At 50.0% G+C, this 17,534-nt stretch carries 20 protein-coding genes; 3 read left to right on the plus strand and 17 right to left on the minus strand.

The window, feature by feature from the left end:
* Positions 1 to 88 precede the first annotated feature (88 nt).
* A complete protein-coding gene (locus JG50_RS0100115; RefSeq protein WP_052153832.1) occupies positions 89 to 2,398 on the plus strand; it encodes a transglycosylase domain-containing protein in 2,310 nt (769 codons plus the stop codon).
* Between the two features lie 54 nt (positions 2,399 to 2,452).
* Here JG50_RS0100115 and acsA read toward each other — a convergent pair whose 3' ends face one another.
* The 11 genes from acsA to JG50_RS0100165 all read right to left on the minus strand — a co-directional run bounded on the left by acsA (position 2,453) and on the right by JG50_RS0100165 (position 11,686).
* Positions 2,453 to 4,171 carry an acetate--CoA ligase gene (acsA, locus tag JG50_RS0100120; RefSeq protein ID WP_033099083.1) on the minus strand — a complete coding sequence of 573 codons (1,719 nt, stop codon included), beginning with the start codon at positions 4,169 to 4,171 and terminating at the stop codon, positions 2,453 to 2,455.
* 131 nt (positions 4,172 to 4,302) lie between these two features.
* The gene (locus tag JG50_RS19170; protein WP_081943620.1) at positions 4,303 to 4,455 is read right to left on the minus strand and encodes a DUF1540 domain-containing protein; all 153 of its coding nucleotides are present in this window, start codon (positions 4,453 to 4,455) and stop codon (positions 4,303 to 4,305) included.
* A gap of 109 nt (positions 4,456 to 4,564) precedes the next feature.
* Complete coding sequence (locus tag JG50_RS0100125; protein WP_033099084.1) at positions 4,565 to 5,290, minus strand: 5'-methylthioadenosine/adenosylhomocysteine nucleosidase; 726 nt, start codon at positions 5,288 to 5,290, stop codon at positions 4,565 to 4,567.
* A gap of 70 nt (positions 5,291 to 5,360) precedes the next feature.
* On the minus strand, positions 5,361 to 6,401 hold the full coding sequence (gene ccpA, locus JG50_RS0100130; RefSeq protein WP_033099085.1) for a catabolite control protein A: 1,041 nt from the start codon (positions 6,399 to 6,401) through the stop codon (positions 5,361 to 5,363).
* Positions 6,402 to 6,495: 94 nt separating this feature from the next.
* A complete protein-coding gene (locus JG50_RS0100135; RefSeq protein ID WP_152568440.1) occupies positions 6,496 to 7,638 on the minus strand; it encodes a hypothetical protein in 1,143 nt (380 codons plus the stop codon).
* Positions 7,639 to 7,792: 154 nt separating this feature from the next.
* On the minus strand, positions 7,793 to 8,893 hold the full coding sequence (locus JG50_RS0100140; RefSeq protein WP_033099087.1) for a bifunctional 3-deoxy-7-phosphoheptulonate synthase/chorismate mutase: 1,101 nt from the start codon (positions 8,891 to 8,893) through the stop codon (positions 7,793 to 7,795).
* 236 nt (positions 8,894 to 9,129) lie between these two features.
* The gene (locus JG50_RS0100145) at positions 9,130 to 9,867 is read right to left on the minus strand and encodes a zf-HC2 domain-containing protein (protein WP_033099088.1); all 738 of its coding nucleotides are present in this window, start codon (positions 9,865 to 9,867) and stop codon (positions 9,130 to 9,132) included.
* A 13-nt stretch (positions 9,868 to 9,880) separates the two neighbouring features.
* Entirely contained in the window at positions 9,881 to 10,426 is a 546-nt protein-coding gene (locus JG50_RS0100150; RefSeq protein WP_152568441.1) for an RNA polymerase sigma factor, read from the minus strand.
* 53 nt (positions 10,427 to 10,479) lie between these two features.
* Positions 10,480 to 10,824 carry a bacillithiol system redox-active protein YtxJ gene (gene ytxJ, locus JG50_RS0100155; RefSeq protein ID WP_033099090.1) on the minus strand — a complete coding sequence of 115 codons (345 nt, stop codon included), beginning with the start codon at positions 10,822 to 10,824 and terminating at the stop codon, positions 10,480 to 10,482.
* Between the two features lie 162 nt (positions 10,825 to 10,986).
* Positions 10,987 to 11,271, minus strand: a complete 285-nt coding sequence (locus JG50_RS0100160) for a YtxH domain-containing protein (RefSeq protein WP_052153833.1) — start codon at positions 11,269 to 11,271, stop codon at positions 10,987 to 10,989.
* The gene (locus JG50_RS0100165; RefSeq protein WP_160173771.1) at positions 11,255 to 11,686 is read right to left on the minus strand and encodes a DUF948 domain-containing protein; all 432 of its coding nucleotides are present in this window, start codon (positions 11,684 to 11,686) and stop codon (positions 11,255 to 11,257) included. Before JG50_RS0100165 ends, JG50_RS0100160 begins: the two co-directional genes overlap by 17 nt.
* A gap of 287 nt (positions 11,687 to 11,973) precedes the next feature.
* On the opposite strand from JG50_RS0100165, the gene JG50_RS0100170 reads away from it, so the two are divergent.
* Positions 11,974 to 13,056 carry an isocitrate/isopropylmalate family dehydrogenase gene (locus JG50_RS0100170; protein ID WP_033099092.1) on the plus strand — a complete coding sequence of 361 codons (1,083 nt, stop codon included), beginning with the start codon at positions 11,974 to 11,976 and terminating at the stop codon, positions 13,054 to 13,056.
* Between the two features lie 92 nt (positions 13,057 to 13,148).
* Here JG50_RS0100170 and JG50_RS0100175 read toward each other — a convergent pair whose 3' ends face one another.
* The gene (locus JG50_RS0100175; protein WP_033099093.1) at positions 13,149 to 13,886 is read right to left on the minus strand and encodes a hypothetical protein; all 738 of its coding nucleotides are present in this window, start codon (positions 13,884 to 13,886) and stop codon (positions 13,149 to 13,151) included.
* 341 nt (positions 13,887 to 14,227) lie between these two features.
* Positions 14,228 to 14,512 (minus strand): hypothetical protein, encoded by a 285-nt coding sequence (locus JG50_RS0100180; RefSeq protein WP_033099094.1) that lies wholly within the window; start codon positions 14,510 to 14,512, stop codon positions 14,228 to 14,230.
* Between the two features lie 178 nt (positions 14,513 to 14,690).
* On the opposite strand from JG50_RS0100180, the gene JG50_RS20830 reads away from it, so the two are divergent.
* On the plus strand, positions 14,691 to 14,816 hold the full coding sequence (locus JG50_RS20830) for a hypothetical protein (RefSeq protein WP_255517802.1): 126 nt from the start codon (positions 14,691 to 14,693) through the stop codon (positions 14,814 to 14,816).
* Between the two features lie 285 nt (positions 14,817 to 15,101).
* Here the strand turns inward: JG50_RS20830 and JG50_RS0100185 are convergent, their stop codons facing one another.
* The 4 genes from JG50_RS0100185 to JG50_RS0100200 form a co-directional block, all read right to left on the minus strand.
* The gene (locus tag JG50_RS0100185; protein ID WP_033099095.1) at positions 15,102 to 15,347 is read right to left on the minus strand and encodes a hypothetical protein; all 246 of its coding nucleotides are present in this window, start codon (positions 15,345 to 15,347) and stop codon (positions 15,102 to 15,104) included.
* Positions 15,348 to 15,391: 44 nt separating this feature from the next.
* Positions 15,392 to 15,952: a Myb-like DNA-binding domain-containing protein gene (locus JG50_RS18510; RefSeq protein ID WP_052153834.1), complete on the minus strand. Its 561-nt coding sequence runs from the start codon at positions 15,950 to 15,952 to the stop codon at positions 15,392 to 15,394.
* A gap of 218 nt (positions 15,953 to 16,170) precedes the next feature.
* Positions 16,171 to 16,554 (minus strand): DUF309 domain-containing protein, encoded by a 384-nt coding sequence (locus tag JG50_RS0100195; RefSeq protein WP_033099096.1) that lies wholly within the window; start codon positions 16,552 to 16,554, stop codon positions 16,171 to 16,173.
* A gap of 256 nt (positions 16,555 to 16,810) precedes the next feature.
* Complete coding sequence (locus tag JG50_RS0100200; protein WP_160173772.1) at positions 16,811 to 17,530, minus strand: tetratricopeptide repeat protein; 720 nt, start codon at positions 17,528 to 17,530, stop codon at positions 16,811 to 16,813.
* Positions 17,531 to 17,534 lie beyond the last annotated feature (4 nt).

Here is a 17,534-nt window from a genome sequence, read left to right on the forward strand (position 1 = left end):
AGATATTGTCAAAAATTCTCTATCACCAAGCGGTTTGGCGGATGTGATATAATTAATTTCGCATGACAAAGGGGGGAGAAATGAGGGAATGAAGGACTCTCAAAGCAGCCCCAGCGAGAAAGAGACAAAATGGGGAAAAAGTAAAATCGTTCCGGTGATAAAACGCGTTGCGCTCATCCTGCTCGCGTCAGTTTCCATCATCGCCGTCGCGGTGATCGGCGTCGGAACCGGCGTCTTTTCCGCATTCGCTAAAAACGCGCCGGTCATGACCAAAAAGGATTATGACAAATACCTGACAGGCTGGTCGCAAACAAGCTACGCCTATTTCCGGGACAACAAACCAATCGGGTACATGGTTACCAAAACCAACAGCAAATTGATCAAAAATCTCAATCAAGTGAGCCCGAATCTCATCGACGCTTTAATTTCAACGGAAGACCGGGAATTTTGGACCCACAACGGGATTGTTCCCAAATCGATCGCTCGGGCTGCAATCCAACAAGTGATCGGCAGCGACGTGCAGACCGGGGGCAGTACGCTGACGCAACAATTGGTGAAAAACAAGATTCTCGACGACCGTTCCAAGAACTATGAACGCAAGACGATGGAAATCATCGACGCCATCCGCCTGGAGAAGTATTACAGCAAAGATGAAATCCTGGTCAAATACTTAAACAGCGTCGAGTTTGGTCCGGATGCGGATGGAAAGCGGATGACCGGATTTGCCGTCGCGGCAAAAGGCTTGTTTAATACGGACATCAAAGACCTCGACATTCCGCAGGCAGCTTACCTTGCGGGAATGGTGCAGAGTCCTTATGCCTATAACCCGTTTTACGCACCCAAGGACGGCGACGAGGAAGCGCATTTGAAAGCCGGTACGGCGCGCATGAAATACGTGCTCGGCAAAATGCTGGAAAACAAGGTAATCACCAAAGAGCAATACGATGAAGCAATCCATTACGATGTTGCCAAACATCTGGCGAAAAAATCGTCGTTCCATAACGGATTTGCCGATTATCCTTACATCATCAACGCTGTCACCAAAGAAGCTGCACAAATCCTGCAAGAGAAGGACAAAAAAGCAGGGATTGACAAACCGCTGGAAGCTTATAACCAGCAAGTGACCAATGGCGGTTACAAAATATACACCACGATCGATCAAAAGATGTACGATGCCGTCAACGACGCGGTTGCCAAAATGCATATGCCGTCGAAAAAGATCAATGGCAAGCGGGTCAAGGAGCAGGTGGGTGCAACCCTGATCGACAACAAAACGGGCGGAATCCTCGCCTTTGTCGGCGGAACGCATTATGACTGGCTCAACCGTTCCCTCGACACGCAACGGCAACCCGGTTCGTCGATCAAACCGCTCCTGGTCTATGGACCGGCCTTAAATGAAGGCATCATCTCACCGACATCGCAGATTGTGGATGAGAAGATTTACAAGCCGGACGGTTCACCATACCGCAATGCCAATGGCAAATACCATAACGCTCCGGTTACAGCAACATACGCCTTGCAATGGTCGCTCAATATTCCGGCCATCAAGATCATTCGCAAACTGGGAGTGGAGCACGGGTTTGAGTACCTGCGCAAAATGGATATCAACCCAAATGAAAAATATGACGGGGAAGCATCGGCACTTGGCGGTTTTCACGATGGTTTTTCCGTCACACAAATGACGGGCGGCTATGCGATGATCGCCAACAACGGGGTTTTCAACAAACCGCATCTGATCGATAAGATCATCGATTCCGAAGGACACGTCGTATACGATTACGCCAGGGACAACAAGCCGGTCAAAGTTTTCAGCCCGGCAGCTGTATCTGACCTGCGCGGCATGATGCGACAGGTTGTGGCCGCCGGTACGGCACAAATGGTTGGAAATGCAACCAGCGGCTATGAAGTGATCGGGAAAACGGGTACCACTTCCTCGGAAAAGGACGTCTGGTTTATCGGGGCGACACCCGAAATCTCGCTCGGCGTCTGGACCGGTTTTGACCAACCGGCAACAGTCGTGGTTCACGATCTTTCCATGATGGCCTGGAATCGCATTTTCAAAGCGGCGGCCCAAGCGCAGCCTTCCATGATTCCGAAGGGAAGCAAGTTTAAAAGCGAAGGCTCTGTTCCCTTTCAATGCTTTGAGTGCAACCGCCAACCTGCCCAGCCGCAACAAGGCGGACAGCAATCCGGCGGTCAACAGGGCGGAGGAGCACAACCGCCGGCCAATAATCCGGCCGTACCCAACCCCGGGCAAAATAACCCGGCTCAGCCGCCCAGTCAAAACCCGGGCACACAGCAACCGCCCTCTTCGTCCCAGCCACCGACTGACAATAATAACGGCGGACAAGGCCCGTCAGACGGAGGAGGGGAGCAACCGGGAGGCATTATACAGTAGTAACGAACCAAACCCCTTTAGGAACTGAACGCCTAAAGGGGTTTTTTATGTCGCTCAATCTTCCATCGTGGATAAATCGCCAACCGGCAAATCCAATTCCCAAGCTTTCAGGACACGGCGCATGATTTTGCCGCTTCTCGTTTTCGGCAATTTATCTTTGAATTCAATTTCTCGCGGCGCCGCATGAGCAGCCAGGCGCGTTTTCACAAACTGGCGAATCTCTTCCTTCAACTCTTCGGATGGCTTATAACCGGCACGCAAGGAAATAAAGGCCTTGATAATCTCACCGCGCAAGGGGTCGGGTTTTCCGATCACACCGGCTTCAGCCACTGCCGGGTGTTCCACGAGTTTACTTTCCACTTCAAAGGGACCGACTCTCTCGCCGGAGGTATTGATCACATCATCCAAACGCCCCTGGAACCAGAAATAGCCGTCTTCATCCTTATAAGCGGAATCACCCGATACATACCAGCCGGGGATGCGGAAATACTCTTGGTATTTCTCCGGATTTTTCCAAATCTTGCGCATGATCGAGGGCCAAGGTGTTTTTATCGCCAGGTTGCCCATTTCATACGGCGGCAACTCATTGCCCTGATCATCAAGGATCGCGGCATAAATGCCCGGGAACGGTTTCCCCATCGAACCCGGCTTGATCTCCATCTGCGGATAGTTGGAGATGAGAATCCCCCCGGTTTCGGTCATCCACCAGTTGTCATGAATCCGTTTGCCGTACACTTGGAGTCCCCAGCGCACCACTTCGGGGTTCAGCGGTTCACCGACGCTCAGGACGTGGCGCACCGAAGAAATGTCGTATTTTTTCACCAAATCTTCACCGGCGGCCATCAACATGCGAAATGCGGTCGGAGCGCTGTACCAGACCGTCACTTTATATTTTTCCAGTGTTTGGTACCAATCGTCAGGGCTGAACCGTCCCCCGCGCACGACATTGGTGACACCGTTGAGCCACGGGGCAAAAATCCCGTAAGATGTTCCCGTCACCCAGCCGGGATCGACCGTACACCAGTAGATATCCCCTTCCTGCAGATCCAGCACCCATTTTCCCGTTTGATAGTGTTGGATCATCGCGTTATGGGCGTGAACCACCCCTTTCGGTTTACCTGTTGATCCGGACGTATAATGGATCAGCATCGGATCTTCGCGATCCACCCACACCGGTTCCAGTTCGGTCGGGGATTTGGCCAGTTCTTTTTCAAAGCTGTAATAGCCGTCCGTCAATTCCCCTTTGGCCCCGACGAGAATAATATGTTTCAAATGAGGCAAATCGTCTACAGGAACCCGTTCCAGCAGGGTTGGCGTAGTCACCAGGGCAACTGCTTCACTGTTTTCCAGGCGGTCTCGTACGGCTGCTTCCATAAAGGCTTCAAAAAGCGGTCCGACAATGGCCCCGATTTTAATCGTCCCTAAAAAGCTAACATATAAATCCGGTGTCCGGGGCATAAAGATGAAAACGCGGTCCCCTTTATGTATGCCAATCCGCTTCAACAAATGGGCAAATTGGTTGGATTTCTCCTTTAATTGCCTGAACGTATACGTTTCTTCACGATCGGGGGCGCTGTAGATGAGCGCAGTCTTCTCCCCTTTTCCCTGCTCCACATGACGGTCGATCGCTTCATAGGCGGCGTTTACTTTTCCGGTTTTGTACCAGGAAAATTCCTGTTCAACCTGTTTCCAGTCAAAAGATGCATAGGTTTCTTCATAATTTTGCAAATTATTCCCATTGGTTTGAACGGGTATACGTTCCGTGTTTTTCATGATGAAGACGCCTCCCCTGTAAACGATTTCATTTTTCATTATTATATCATACATTATAATATTGGCAATTTGACATCAAAAAAGCAGCCCGGCTGCCTGCATAACGAAAGCAGCCGGATGCGGAAATTCGGTTAGTGCTTGGGTTTGAAGGTCTTGCAATCAGTTTCTTTGGTATCCTTGGCCTGTTCAGTATGGGTCACGACATAAATTTCATCTGCTTTGCACAGATTTCCCTGTCCCCAATAGGTGCAGGTATTCACTTCGCACAGTACGTCTTTCGGCATTATGCTTCCCCCCTTTGGCGTATCCTTATTATGTGCACCGGCAGGAGGAGGTACACTGGCAACATGATGAAAAAAACACCAAGGGCCAAAAGCCCAAGGTGCTTTGGTTTTAACTCCGTTCTTTTTCCCGTTTGCGCTGTTCGAGAATTTCGCAGACAAGAACCGAGGAACGCTCCGCCGCCAGCTTAGTAAACTCGGTGAAATTCACATCTGCCGAATGGTCGGCCCGATCCGACATGGAGCGAATCACGACAAAAGGCGTTCCGCTCAAGTGGCACACATGAGCCACTGCCGCGCCTTCCATCTCCACGCAGTCCCCGCCCAACTGTTCACGCAGTTCGGTTACTTTCCCGCTGTCGGAAATAAACTGATCTCCCGACAAAACCTTGCCCAGGCGCACCTGAACTCCTTCGAGCTTTTCGCCCGCTCGCGCCGCCCATTCGATCAATTTCGGATCAGCGGGAAACACGGATGTTTCCTGAAACGGAATGGTTCCTTTGGGAAAGCCGAGCGCGCTGGCATCGAGATCATGCTGCTGGCATTCGGTCGAAATAACCAGATCCCCGATATCGAGATCCGGATGCAGCGCTCCGGCGACTCCGGTAAAAATGATCGATTCAACATGAAACCGCTCGATGAGAACCTGTGTGCAAATCGCACCGTTTACCTTCCCGACGCCTGATTTGCAAACCACAACCGGGGTCCCGTTGAGCGTTCCCGTATAATAGGTAGTCTGATACACTTTCTGCGTTACTGCCTGATCCATTTTTTCCAGCAGCAATGCGATTTCTTCATCCATTGCGCCGATCAGGCCGACTCTCCGATTTTCCTGCATTCGCTTCAACCTCTCCCTTTTGCTTCCCTTTCATCCCGTGCTGCAGTTTGACCAGACAGGATGTTTTCTGTTACAAGCGTTCTTCTTCCCACTCCCGCAATCTGGTCGAATTTCGCAATTCAATGCGGTATTGCAGGATCACCTGGCCTGACTCGACCGGTTCGTCGTTCATGTATTTGGTCAAAAGGCGCATCGCCACCGCACCGATATCATACATCGGAACCGCCACCGTGCTCAACAAAGGTCGAACCTGCGAGGAAAGAGGAATATTTTCAAAGCCGATAACCGACAGTTCTTCGGGAACCTTCCGCCCCATGTCCTGCGCGGCATGCAGAGCCCCCACCGCCATTTCATCGCTGGTAGCGAAGACGGAAGTGATATCCGGTTTGGACTTCAACAGATCGGTCATCGCCTCATAACCGGAGCGGTAACGGTAATCACCGATCCGGATCAATTCATCGTCAAACGGGAGATCATTTTCTTCCAATGCCCCTTTATAGCCAAGATAACGCGGATACCCGTTGACCGAGTCTGTCAGCGGCCCCCCGATTAAAGCGATGCGCCGGCCTCCTTCATGGATCAGAACGCTGGTCGCTTCTTTTGCCGCCTGAATCTGATCGATCGTCACATAGGGCAACTCTTTTTTCTCATCTCTCGTCGCCGCCAGTACGATCGGGACGGAAGTGGCAGCGAAAACCTCCCGGTGCGCCTCTGTCACTTCCCCGCCGAGAAAGAGCAATCCATCCACCTGTTTTTCCAATAAAGTTTCGATCAGGCTGATTTCTTTTTCCTTTTTCAGATCGGAATTGCTCAAGATAATATTATAGTGATACATGGCCGCGATATCTTCGATTCCCCGTGTCAGTTCGGCGTAAAAATGATTGGAAATGTCCGGAATCACCACGCCGACAGTGGTCGTTTTTTTACTTGCCAGCCCCCGGGCCACGGCATTCGGCCGATAACCCAACTGGCGGATAACATTCAATACTTTTTTTCGGGTAGCCGGCTTTACGTTGGGGTTTCCATTTACGACCCGCGATACGGTCGCCATCGAAACCCCTGCTTCTCTTGCCACATCATAAATCGTAATCGTTTCCTTCTGTTTTGCCATTCTATCTCCACATCCATTTATCAAAATCAATACAAGTTCAGACTAAGTTACTCTTTAGCTTTTCCATCCATGAAAAAAGAATGAGCTGCCCCGGTTAAACCGACTCTCCCTGCAATTGCCCCATCAATTGCAGAACATAGGGCAAAGTGTCTCCCATAATGCTGGTCCACGCCTCGGGAGATCCGCGGTTAATCCACACGATCGGCTTGCGCGGGGCCAAAGCACGATACAACTTCTTCGTGGAAATGAGGCGGGGCGTCATCGCAGGCAGATTGGGGTTTTTTTGCCTGGCCTCGGCGATCAGACGGTTGGCATGAACTTCCGATGTGAAAAAGTCGACGATCGGGCTTTGATCTTGTCCAGCCAATATCACCATATTGCCCTCCGGATCCACAACGACCCAGATCCGCCGCAGTTCAGCCATCGCCCGGCAAACTTCCCAGCCATTTCCCATCCCCTGTCCTTCAATGGTCGCTTTCTCCAATTTCTTAAGCCCTGCGGCCACATCCGGATCGATCGGTCGTTGCTGGGGTGTGATATTCTCCGTTTTCGACGGTGTCTCCGTGACTTGCTTGGGCTGGACGCTGGCGAAGAGTCGCGTTGCCTGCTCTTTTGTGAAAGGAATTTGTTCCGGCAATCCGTAGTGAAAATAGGGAGCATCGGCACCGAGTTGCCGGCAACGCTCCAAAACCTCGCTCCAGGTACGCTGAACAGGCTTCCCGCCTGATTTTTGCGTCACGGCCCCGGCATCTTCCTCACGCAAGTAGACAGCCACCGTATATTGCCCTTTTTCATATTCGACCAACAACACATTTTGCTCCATCGTCGGCACCCACGGCCCGGGCATTTTCGCAAGTTGCTCTGCAGCGTACTCGCGAATCAATTCCTTCAAATAACCTTTATTTAAAAACAACCGCGACGGAAGACCCGGGTTCAAAACAATCCCTTCCGCATCGGAACGAAAAGCTTTCAAAAGAAAGGGCAGGGCCGCTTCCTCTTCCCGTTTCATATATTCAGGGTAATCCACCTTGACCACCGCCGATGCCTCCGCATCCGAGAAAGCGACAACATATCGGCGATCCGGCGCATTACCCTTGGCCAAAAACGGCTTTTTACTTCCCTCTGTCACCTGGTACAAAACCGCTAACTCCGGAACTTGTGTAGCCATAAAACGATAAAGTTCATCCGGGCTTACCTGCTTGGTACTGGCTAATTCTAGATATTCCCTCGTGTTCAACAAACCGTTCCTCCCTCTAGACAACAACTGAAACCTGTTTCCAAAAACGGGACTTTTATCTGTATATCATCATACCAAATTTCCAGCCAAAAAAAGCGGACAGACTGTGACGTCTGTTCGCTTTTTCGTTAAAGTTTTTTTCTCTTTATCCCTTTTAAACACCGGTTGGAGCGGTTTTCGACTGTTCGAATAAGCCCGATGCACGAAGCTCTCCCATAAAATGATCAAACGAGGGAATATCGATTTGTTGTTTTGCATCGGACAAGGCGACAGCAGGATTGGGATGAACCTCCAGCATAATGCCGTCTGCTCCCGCTGCGAGAGCCGCTTTCGCACAGGGCAGCAAAATATCCCGTCTGCCTGTTGAGTGAGTGATATCCACAAACACCGGCAAGTGCGATTCGTTCTTCAAAATGGGAACGGCTGAGATATCGAGTGTATTACGGGTCCACTTCTCATAGGTTCGGATCCCGCGCTCACAGAGCATGACCTGATCATTTCCACGCGACATGATGTATTCCGCGGCAAACAAAAATTCTTCCAGTGTAGCGGAAAGTCCCCGTTTCAGCAGAACCGGCGTATTGACGGAACCGGCGGCTTTCAGCAATTCAAAGTTCTGCATATTGCGCGCCCCGATTTGAATGACATCAATATATTCGCCTGCCACTTCAATATCGGCCGGGTTCACGATTTCACTGATCACCTTCAGGCCGAATTCATCGGCAGCCTTGCGCAAAATTTTCAATCCCTCAAGGCCCAATCCTTGGAAATCATAAGGCGACGTTCTCGGTTTAAAGGCTCCGCCGCGCATGATTTCGATCCCCTGTGCCTTGAGTGCCCGCGCAACGGCAAACACCTGCTCTTCCGACTCGACCGCGCACGGTCCTGCGATCACATGCGGGCGTCCTGTGCCAACCCGGGTTCCTCCGAGGTCAATTACCGTATCGGAATTCTTCTTTTTGCGACTGACCAACAGCGCTTCTTTCTGATCACTCTGTTGCAAATCGAGCGAAGCCTTGAAAATCTGTTTGAACAGATAGCTTATGGTCTCGTCGGAAAAAGGCCCCTTATTTTCCTTGGTGAGCACTTCCAACATCTTTTGTTCGCGCTCAGGGTCGAACTTGTTAATTCCCTGTTTTTTCTTGACTTCCCCAATTTCTTTTGCAATGCTCGCACGCTCGTTTAACAGAGCCAATAATTTCAGGTTGATCTCATCCAATTTCTCGCGCAAATCAGATAACTGATGCTCACTCACTCGTCTTTCTCCTCTCTACTCATTTAAAAACTGCCCCGCCAGCTTTTATGGTGGCTTCACTTACATTGAGCCTGCTGGCGTTCTCTCTGCGATGGCATATCCCATGCCCTCACCATGTTGTAGTTTAACGAGGTTCCGCTCGATGAAAAGCGTAAAATGGATTGGATGCCAGAAGCGATCCTAAAAATAATTTTGTACATTATATCCGAATTCTTTTTTCTTGTCACCCCCTGATTTCAGGGAGTGATCAGAGTTTGACTGGTCAACCGGCTGAACCAGCCCGGGTTTTCGGGGGCGACTTCGGAATCATCGATCAGTTCAATGCTGGGCCTCTCTCCGGTTGTGATCACAAAAGAAGCGGGGAAATGAACCGATCCCTCTCCAAGCCATTCCGTTTGGGCCGGAATGCCCGCCTCCTTCAGCAGGTAATAAAAGGTGCGCGAATCTCTCACCCTGACAAAAATAAACCGGTTCACTTTTCGCATCCAGGCCGTGCTTGTCCGGACAAAGATTGGAGATTTGCCCGGATTAATTGCAGCGGATTCGGAGGCCATGGAGTACGGCACATATTCCGGACTGCCAATAAAGGGAGTCCCCTCGGGAAGAGCCTGTCTGTCCCTTGTCGCAAATACCAACAAGCCGGAAACTGCTTCCATTTCCGGATCGTCTTCTGCCGAAAGGATCTGCGGGGATTTTGATTTGGCATGAAAGGAGGAAATGAAGGCGAAAAGAGCTACCACTACGATGACTGTCGTCCATTTCAGCGGCTGGAACAGGATGCGCCGCTGTTTTGTCCGTGCTTCCCGCCCCAGTTTTTCCAGTGACGTGACCAAATCGACCATCTCGAAAAAAAGCTGCCGACAATGCGGACAAACCTTCACGTGCGCCTGTAGCACCATCATCTCTTGATCCTGGATCTCACCGTCCGCATAGAGTTGGATCAGCGTCTCTACTTCCCTACAGGTTCGGCTCATACGCCCCTCTCCCTTACCCCTTCCTGGATAACCGTTCTTTCAACAGTTTGCGGGAACGGAACAATTGAGTTTTCACCGTTCCTTCCGGAATGCCCAATTCCTTGCTGATCTCCGCGTAAGAATACCCGTAATAATGGCGCAAGACAATGACGCGCCGGTATATTTCCGGCAAGGAACCGATTTCTTCCTTCATCCGTTCCAATAACAGCTTGCGCTCCACCTGTTCTTCGACTGAAGCATTTGCATTCACGGCTGCTTCGGCCTGGGGCATCGCTTCATCCAGGGTAACCACGGGCAGGCTCTTTTTCCGCTTCTGGTCGCGAAAACGATTCGTCATCATCGTCCTGAGCCAGGCTTTCAGCGATTTTTCATATGTATATTTGCCTGATTTCTGATGAGCCTGCCACAGCGTTTCCTGCGTCAAATCTTTTGCATCTTCCGGGTTTCCGGTCAAGCGGTAGGCGATGCGGAACAAGTACCGCTGGTGTTTGTGCAGCCGCTCCATAAATTCATCCGCAACGCTTTTCCACGCTCTTTCCCCCATCCCATTGCTGTTCATGGCTTCCTGTTGCACGGCGATTTTTGCACAACAGGGGTTTCACCTCTCTTTCTCTATTGTTCAACTGCTTTTTGCAGGGATTCGACCGTGATATTCCAATGCGAATCGTGCCAGAGAACTTTTCCGTCCGAAAGCAAAATGGCTTGCGGCGATTCATGCTTCACTTGAAGTTGGTCGGCGATGTGATTGGACACCGCCCGATCTTCCCTCACATGCACCACGGCTATTTTGACGCCGGCCGCGGCAGGGGTTTCGCTGAATCTCTTCAGTTCCGCAAAGGCATTGGCGCTGATCGGACAGGTTGTGCTATGTTTAAACACCAGTACCGGAATTTGTTTTGACTGGCTATACACTTCATCCCATTGGTTTAATTCGCTCAGTTGTGTAAAGGTGCTCATCTTTTTCACCCTTTGTGTCGGTTTTTCTTATTTTAACACATCCGTTTCCGGAGTGTTGACTTGTGCGATGTTGGCAGAATACGGAAATCCGTTTGAGAAGAAAAACGGGCTTTGGAACGTGTTCCCCCCTTGCGGAAGGCCATGCTCCAAAGCCCGTTTCATTTATTCTTTTTCCGCTGCAGACGTCTCTTTTGGCTTCAGCGGCAATTCCAGCCATTTGCCGGAAAACTCTATTCCTGCATCACTCGCTTTATCCATCAGGTCTTCCGCCTGATTTTTCACGGTCACATACAGGTCTTTCCCTTTCGCTTTCACTGTTTCAAGATTTTTCCCCAATTCTTCGCGCAGTTCTTTGCCCGTACGCGGCGCGGTTAACAGGGCAACCGCCGCACCGACCAAACCGCCCAGAATGGCCCCCGCCACAAAATATCTACCGTTTTTCGCCATCCAGCTTTCCTCCTCGTTCTCCCTTTTCATACTGATGGTCCTGCCTCCACTTTTTGGCCAGCTCGATTCCGACACCGAGGAGCGCAATCGCATTTCCCCAACGGTTGCGGTTCACCTCTACGCTTTTTAATACACTTGTGGAAGCCTCCTGTAAACTTTTCCCCATTTCCCCCAGTGAATCAAACAGGTGCTCCACCTTTTGCGATTTTTGCCGCACGTCTTCCACCAAAAACCGGACTTCTTTCAGTGTGCGGGACGATTCCTCAACAGTATTTTCCACTTTCCCCTTGAGGTCGGCAAGTGTCTGGTTTACAGACAGCAATGTTTGGGTCAAAGCATTTAATGAACGAATGAGAAAAATAACGAGAATCACGAGCGCTGCCGCGATCACTGCCACACTCACTTCAATAATCACGCGAGAACCTCCTTGCCATTTCTCAGCAATCATTCCTGCCCCCGTTTCGCCCAGGACCGGGGATGAAGGCGGAGGCGAATCCGAAAAATCGAATGACAAATATTCCCTTCGCATCCGCTTGCTTCTTTTTTCATTGTACCGAATAGTCTCCTGCAAGCTCCACCAAAAATGAGGCAAAACTCCAAATCCTCGGGTTAAGTTATTAGTCCGAATCTTCAGCGCTAGTACGATCAATTTGGAAACTGTATAATAGACGGGGAATGTTAAAATGCTTGAGGTGAAAGAATATGGATACGAAATCCGTCGTAGTCATGAAAGGTGACCAAACAGGACAAGAGTTGTTGGACGAAGCATTGCGCGTCCTTGATCCCAATGTGATCGGCTTTGAGATCGATTTTCAAACTTTTGACTTAAGTTTAGAAAATCGCCGAAACACGAAAAATCAAGTTGTTTATGATGCGGCTCAAGCCATGAAACGGGCCGGATTCGGTTTGAAAGCGGCAACAATCACACCGGAGGAAAAAGGGGATGTCGGCAGCCCCAACGCAATTTTGCGCAAGGAAATCGACGGCAAGGTGATTATTCGTACCGGCCGCCGCATTCCAGGAGTTCGCCCTGTGGCCGGAACATTTGCCCCGATTTCCGTCATCCGCATGGCAGTCGGTGATGCCTACGGTGCCAAAGAATGGCGGGAAGGGGAAGGTCTGGATGAAATCGCCTATCGCACCGAAAAAATCGACCGCAAAACCTGCCGCGCCGTGGCCGAATTTGCTTTCCGCCACGCAAAAAAAACCAATGCAAAAGTGTTTGGCGGCCCCAAATATACCGTCAGCCCCGTCTATGAAGGAATGCTCAAGGAAGAAATGGATGAGGCAGCCAAACGTTATCCTGAAGTTCGTTACGAGCCGCAACTGATTGATGCCACCTATGCGCTTCTCATCAACAATTCCGGTGAATCCCTGGTAATTCCTGCACTCAATCGCGATGGTGACTGCCTCAGCGACCTCGTTCTGCAAATGTTTGGAACGATCGCCGGCTCAGAATCGATTTTGATGAGTTTTAATGAAGATTTCAATTCTCAAGTCGTTATGGCTGAAGCTCCCCATGGCACCGCCCCGTCCTTGTTTGGCAAAAATGTCGCCAACCCGATGGCGATGATCCTGGCCGCTGCTTCCCTGCTCACTTATTTCAATGATCCCAAAGCAACCGCCGCTTCCCGCGCCATCTACGAATCCGTGATCGAAAGCGTGCGAGAAGGCGTCCGCACTGCCGATCTGGGCGGAAGCTCCACCACAACCGAATTTACCAACGAAGTGATCAGCAAAGTGCAGACCAAACTGGAAGTATGGACTACCTTGCAAGGATTTTAAGCCGTCAAAAGATAACGCCCGGAGGTACAGCAGGTTGTACCTTTGGGCGTTATTTCATGAAAGTGCACAGTGATACGAATGTTCATGTCTTTTCACGCCGGGTTCTTTTCCCATTGCTGCCGCCACTGTTTGATCTCTTTGCGGAAAACGGACTTCAGTTTTTTATATTCCGCCTTCAGCTTGGCCTGATCGATCTGCAGAACTTGTTCAACCTCTTTCCATGACTTTTTTTCTTCTTTCAATTTCAGCACTTCTTCATAAGATTTTCCACTTGCTTTGGACAAAACGGCAGCTTTGACAGCCCCGGGCAAACCGAGCCGGGAATGGTAGAGTGCCTGTTGAATCTCCGCCGGGGTGCGGCCCAGATAATCGGCCAGAATCTCAAAAGCGACAGCCGGATGGTTTTTCAGCCATTTCGCTGCGTGTGCGCGCGGAAACCACTTATGCAGCTCCTGCACCACCGCTCTCCGGTCCAAATGATAAACGGACAGCACCTCTTTCCAATTCTGCTTCTGTTTCATCGTTTGCAGCACTTGATCGAGCGGTTGGCGGCTCAGTTTTGCAATTACACCGGCAATGGCCAGCTTTCCGGGCTTCACCTGGTAGGTGGCCATCAATTGTTTTACCTGTGCAACATCCATTCCCAACTGTTTCGCGACGATTTCCTCCGCTTTTTCCCGGTGAGTTCCCTGCAGTTGCTGTGTCTGACCGCTCTCGCCAAGGATTTGCTTTTTCACCTGCGCAAAACTGACTTGATGGACGCCAAAAGCGATGCCCCCGATCAGCCCCAGAACGGCAGCCGTTCCGATCAGCTTTTTCAATGAAAGCATCGATGCTCTCCTCCTTTTTCCTAATTCGGCGATATGCTACTAGCATAACCGAAAACGATGACAAAAATTGGACAGCATCGTGACCGGATGAAGAAACGGGAAAGGCCGGCGCGAAACAAGTGTCTTTTCCACACTCGCCGGCGACGGAAATTTTTTCGCCGTGCAATTGGGCGGCTGTTTGCCGATGGAAAAGACGGACCCCGTTTCTCAAAAGCCCGCCTACTTCTAATCCGCTCTAACGAAAATCGAGGAGAAGAGGGGCAGGCGTCCCCGGAATGGTAACTGACTCACAGGAAAAGGCCCTGTCCCGGATCGGGAGGGCCTCGCTTGCTTCAAGCCTGCTATTTTTTCTTGCGCGGAACTTTCTTTTTCCCCTGCAGAATGTCCATCCCCAGCGAAGGATCAGCCCTGATGGAATCTGCAAATTGTTTTAATTCCTTAAAATCAACATCGGCTCGGGTCACTTTCATCAGATATTCCAATACCGCGTTCATTCCGCCGCGGTCATGAGCTCTCTTTGCTCCGGCCAAAATCTGTTCCATTTGCTGTTCAGTCAATACACGCTGTCCCATGACAGAATTGATCATCTGCACCAAATCTTTTACCGTGATTTCATTTCCGGCCAATCAGATCCCCTCCTATTAAGGCAACTCTGTACACCTTATGTAAAGAGAGGCGGTGCAGTCCGGGGCAAAAGCCCTGCCAACAAGCCCAAAAGAGGAGAAACGGGTACCAACCCAACACTTTTTTTGCGGGAAAGGTATAGGATTTTACTAACCAGTCGGCAGAAAGGGTTGAAGCAGAATGGGTTACAAACCCGTGCAAGTAAAGGCCGCCGTTTTCCGTCCGCCCGTCATTTCCCCATGGCTGAATCTGCTGCTGTTTTTGCTGGTCATTCCCACGATTTTTGTCTTTGTCGCCAATCTTTGAAACGCAGGCAGGGGAGGCCTTTGTACCCTTGGCATAGTCATAAACCGCGATTCCCGGTTGAAGGTGCATTGAAAGGAGCGGCTTTTACTGTTGCGGTTTCGGCCGAAGCTTCTCAATCAACGCAACCGGAAGAAACGCGCGGCATTGGTGACGAAGGCGACGGAAACAAAGAGCACCCTGACCCGTCGGACTTCCGATTCAGGAATTTGCCAACAAGCTGAGTGCCCCCGCTCCGGAGGGCACTTTCTTAATACCAAAAAAACATGAGCCTTACCCGTTTCAGGCTCATTTTTCTTCATTCGGTTTGGAACCGGCGCCGATGGACTGAATCAAAAGATGGTCTTGCTCCTTGCTGAGCAAATGAACCAATAACTGGTATTCCTCCAATAGCATGAGTTCAAAAAACTTGAAGTCTTGCTTTATTTTCCGGTTTTCCTTAATCAATTGTTCCAGCTGGCTTTGCACCTTTTCCATCTGTTCTTCGAGGCGAGACAACCGAGAGTCCAAGCATTCTGTCAGCCGGTCAGGCAAAACCCGCACCTCTTTCTGCCTTAGAACTTAATAAGCACTTTATCTTATGTTGTGATTCCTTCTTCGTTATCGGCTTTCACCTGAAGGCGTTTGTCATTTTTCAGTTCAAACGGGATCTCTGCCTGTTCTTTCACGGAAGAGATCAAACGGATGAGATGCTGGTATTTATCTTTCACTTCCTGCTGATACCATTGATAAGAGTTCATTTCCTCCCGCAGTTTTTTATTTTCTTCCCTCAATTCTTTCTCCTGTTTCCGCTTGCTCTCCACTTTTTCAGACAGCGATTTCACTTCTGCTTTCAGTCTGCTGCCCTCTTTTTCCATCTGCTTTATAAGGGGAATCAACTGCGATATGCTTTGGGGGGAATTGGCGCGTTTTTGTTGCAATTGGCGGTAGACACGCTTCTTTTTTGCCTCTGTATAGGAAAGCGGATCTTTTTGCCGCAGGACGGCGTTCCAACGAAACCCGCAGGCTCCGGGCGTGCGGCCCAATTTTTTTCCAATTTTTTCAAACGCCTCAACCTGCGTGCCTCCATTGATAATTGTCTGGAGTACACATTCTTTTAACAGTTGATCTTCTTCAGCTGTCCAGCCCCGCCCTTTCATCCATCCTCCTCCTCTCCGCTGATGATGCTCCTACACATTTTCTATATTCATTATTTAGTCGGAGAAGGAGGTTTTTATGATAACACATCATAAAAAATATTCATTTTGGATAGACCTGCATCGGTGAAAGTTTGTTGCTGACTGATCGCTGAGTCATCCTTTCCTCAGGCGCTTCACTCCGCTTCGGGCTTTGTTCCAACTCTTCCTCACAGGGTTCGCTAATTGGAATTTACCTCCCGAACATCAGGCAGCGGACAAACCGGTATTTCTTTCAACAGCGCATCATCGGGCGGCAGTTTTTCCACTCCATCCGGAAGCACCTCCAGACAGAGGTTCAACCAATCCAGAACCCGATCGACCAAAACACCATCTTTTTCGGGAGCAAACGGCGAAAGGTATTTGATGGCACTGGTCGCCAGTTTTCTGGCTCCGCGCACTTTTCCTCTGTTGAGTTGATGCATGATGGCCGCAATTTGGATCAAACCGTGATAAAAGTCATTGTGACGCTGTGATTGCCACAATTCTTCCAAAACTTCGTGCGCTTCCCAATATTCCCCCCGGTGATAATAAATAAAAAATAATTGATAGAGATTGTGAGCCATCGCTTTTATTCAAACCTCCGTTCACATTCCATTTTTAATCAGCATAACAGAAACCCGGGAAAAAGAAAAAAGACCAGGTTTACCTGGTCACATGAAAGAGGGTCAAGATTAAGGAGTTAAAAAGAAGCGTGGTAGCGTAAGCAAGAAGGTCAACCTTACTTACACGAACATTTTAACACGCTCCCCGAAATTTGTCGATATCATGTCGATGATCGTTTTCAAACTTTTTCAAGTTTGGCGGTCTAATCCAACAGTTTTAAATTACCCAACGCTTCCAAAACAGGAAAATCCGGGGTGTGTTCGTCGCTTTAAGCACCTCGGTGAATTCTGAGCGTATCACTTTGTTTTTCGGGTCCATCCTCAGCGCCAATTTCAATTGCCGCGCCGCTTCCTCGTACTTTTTCATCTCGATGAACACTTTTGCTTTGCGTTGATGGTACAAGGGGTTGGCCCGATAGTAGTGAGCTGCCAGTTCCAAGTGCAAAAGAGCTTGTCCGGTTTTTCCGCGTAAAAGGTAAATTTCCGCCATCAGCGTGTGAGCAATTGAGTCTTTGGGGTCCAGTTCCAGACAGCGAAACAACAAATTTTGCGCCAGGGTGATCGTATCCGTATGGCTCATCAAGTAGCGCGCATACTCACGGTAAGCCTTGGCAAAGCGGGTATGTACCCGCACACACGCCTGATAAAGCGATGCAGCTTCTTTCAGGTCGTTTTGCGCCTCACAAATTTGCGCCAACAGGAGCATGGCATCAGCATGCTGAGGCTCCAGCTTGAGCGCTTCCTCAACGGCTGCTTGCGCCCGGTGCCAATATCCTTTGCGCGCCTCCAAAATGGACAGCACCAGATAATATTCGACTCTCGGGTCATTTTTGAGCAATCGCTCTATGCGGGCGCGATTCCGCCGATAGCTGCCTGACGCAAGTCTTTTCCCTTGAGGTTCAGCAATAAAATCCGCCTCAATGATCGGCCCCGCCACCATA

The organism is Thermoactinomyces daqus (assembly GCF_000763315.1).
Classification (GTDB): Bacteria; Bacillota; Bacilli; order Thermoactinomycetales; family Thermoactinomycetaceae; genus Thermoactinomyces_A; species Thermoactinomyces_A daqus.